The organism is Nocardia amikacinitolerans NBRC 108937, assembly GCF_001612615.1.
GTDB classification, from domain to species: domain Bacteria; phylum Actinomycetota; class Actinomycetes; order Mycobacteriales; family Mycobacteriaceae; genus Nocardia; species Nocardia amikacinitolerans.
In genome coordinates this window covers 1-2890 of record NZ_BDAU01000080.1, presented here as the reverse complement: position 1 = coordinate 2890, position 2890 = coordinate 1, and the positions used below count along the sequence as shown (strand labels likewise).

2 protein-coding genes are annotated in these 2890 nt (G+C 59.1%); both read right to left on the bottom strand.

All coding sequences use genetic code 11. The features are described from left to right. The coding region (locus tag NAM01S_RS37465; RefSeq protein ID WP_157108032.1) for a polyketide synthase docking domain-containing protein at positions 1-101 on the bottom strand (101 nt) is incomplete at its 3' end. Continuing rightward, positions 91-2853, bottom strand: a complete 2763-nt coding sequence (locus NAM01S_RS34575) for a type I polyketide synthase (protein WP_084483505.1) — start codon at positions 2851-2853, stop codon at positions 91-93. The genes NAM01S_RS37465 and NAM01S_RS34575, both read right to left, overlap by 11 nt. Positions 2854-2890 lie beyond the last annotated feature (37 nt).

The window sequence follows — 2890 nt, the reverse complement described above, 5'->3', positions numbered from 1 at the left end:
GCGCTATTGCTTTGCTCAACCTCATGAAGCTGCTGGCGGGTTCGGTGGAGCTCTGTCGTGACTCGCTTCAGGTAGTCACGGAGTTGGTCCTCATTTGCCATCTGATCTCAGTCCCAGCTCGTTATCAATGAAATCGAACATTTCGTCGTCTGTGGCCTCGGTGAGAGACTCCGTGATGTTATGCGCGGCATGGGATTCACTCGCGGTGGTCGTGTCCAACGTCGCAAGCAACTGACGCAGTCGATCGGAGAGGCCCTCACGGAGGTCAGGACGCATCGCGGCCAGACTATTTTCAATGAGATCTAGTTCGCCAGAGAAGGGAAGGGAAGAAGCTGTTTCCGCTGGCGCGAGTCGGCCTTCCAAATAGCTAGCCAATTTTAGTGGAGTCGGATAGTCGAAGAGCGTTGTCGCGGGCAAGGGGCGGCCAAGGTCTCTGCTGAGAACATTGCGCAACTCCACCGCGATTAGGGAGTCCATCCCCATATGCAAGAAGCCGGTTTCAGGGTCGAGTGTCTCTGGGTTGCCATGGCCCAGACTGGCGGCGGCTCGCCTTAGCACAAGATCGAGCAAGATACGCTGCCGCTCGACATTGCTGCGACCGGCGAGCTGCCGATGCAAAAAGTCAGAATCAGCTTGTGGTTGGAGTCTTGTGCGGCGTCCTGCAGAACGGATGAGCCCTCTCATGAGTGTCGGCAGTTGATCAGCGTCGGGTGCTGCGCCGGGCAACTGCAACTGAGCTGGGATAACGAACGCATGACTAGACGCAAGCGCTGCGTCAAGGAGATTCATAGCGTGGGTGGGTTCCATCGGTACAATGCCTCGACGCGCCAACCGCGCTAGATCTGCCGCGGTGAGCGCGGCACCCATCCCTTCGTCGGTTCCCCATAGTCCCCAAGCGAGTGAATGTGCGGGTAGTCCCTGGGTACGCCGATAATGAGCAAGGGCGTCGAGGAAGGAGTTCGCAGCTGCATAGTTCGCTTGGCCTGGGGTCCCGATGGTGCCTGCGGCACTTGAGTACATAACGAAGGAATGCAGATTGTGCTCTCGCGTGAGTTGATGGAGATGCCATGCGGCATCGATCTTCGGCTCAAGCACTTCTCGCATGTGTTGTGGCGTGAGGCCAGGCAGCATGGCGTCGTGCAGAAGACCTGCAGTGTGGAATACAGCGGTAAGGGGATGGTCATCGGAGATCGATGTGAGCACGCCTTCAAGGAAAGAACGGTCACCAGCATCTCCAGCGGTGATGGTGACCGAAGCCCCGAACGCTGTGAGCTCGGCGAGAAGGTTGGCGGCCCCTGCCGCATAAGGTCCTCGTCTGCTGATCAGGTGCAGGTGGTGCACTCGATGATTGAGCACCAGGTGGCGAGCCAGCAATTGCCCGAGGGTGCCAGTGCCGCCAGTGATGAGCACAGTTCCGCTGGGGTCGATTGGAACAAGCTGTGGCGCGCTTGTGTGTTGTTGCAGCCGCGGTGCGGCTATACGACCGCTACGCAGACTCAACTGTGGTTCATCCGAGGCTAATGCAGTGGCGAGGGCATGCCAGGATTCTGGCGAGTCGTCGTGATCGATAAGGACAAATCGGCCCGGGTTCTCAGATTGCGCAGACCTTACGAGACCCCATGCGACCGCTGCTGCAGGATCCACGATGTCGTCAGCTGTCGTTGCTACAGCCCGCTGAGTCAGCACGATCAGTGGACGATCAGAGAGATGCTCTGCGGCTAGGAACTGCTGCATGGTCTCGAGGACTTGGGCTGCGGTGGTATGTGCTGCAGCGATCATGTCCGACTCTGACGACGGGGTCAGAACGGGGAGGATGGTAGTGGCAACTGTGTCCACCGCGGACAGTTCAGCGTAATCCTCAGCGCTCAGCCCGAACCGTTGCAATACCGAAGCGGTTGGTGGGTCTCCGAGCACCGCGTAGCGAGGTGAGACCGCTTGGGCGGCCTGAGCGGTAAGTGAGGACCACTCGATGACATAGAGACTATCGGTCGCGCCTGTGGCCGCGCGAGCTGCGGCGAGTTGATCGGGCGTCACCGACCGGAGGGTCAGCGATTCGATAGTCACTAGTGATAAGCCTGCGTCGTCTGCAACGAGGAGTGAAACCACGCCGTCAGTCAGCCGCGTCAGTCGCACTCGCAATCGTCGGGCCCCGCCATTCGAATGGAGAGACACGCCATTCCACGAGAAGGGAAGCAGGACGTAGTCGCTATCATGCCAGAGCATTAGCGGGTGTAGCGCCGAATCCATCAGAGCTGGGTGGATCCCGTAGTTTTCCGGGTCGACGTCATTAGGCAGCGCGATCTCGGCATAGATGTCGTCTCCGAGTGTCCATCCGGCTTCGAACCCCTGGAACATCGGGCCGTACTGGTAGCCGGTACTTAGGAACGCGTGGTAGAACTCGTCGACATCGACAGACGTCGCTCCCGCAGGAGGCCAAACACCGAGGTCGACGGCTGATTGCGGTGTAGTTGGCGCTAAGAAGCCGGTGGCATGGCGGGTCCATTCGGCGCTTTGCGGGGACCTTGCTGGGCGCGAATACACAGCCACTGGGCGGCGTCCCGACGCATCAGCAGTATCGATCTTGACCTGAATATCTCGCGCTCCTGACTCCGAGATTGCAAGGAACTCATGATGTACGAGCTCCTCAATCCGGCCGCATTCGACACTTCGCGCCGCAAATAGTAGAAGATCGACGAATGCGACTCCCGGCAGGACAATTGTGCCGTGCACAACGTGTTCTCTCAGCCATGGTTGCGTTTGCAACGAGATATGGCCCGTGAAAATGGTGCCTTCCGTGTCTGGCAAATAGACAAACGCGCCGAGCAGTGGATGATCGATATCGGCTAGACCCACGGACGCTACGCCTCTGCGTCCGGCATGGGCAGGTGCG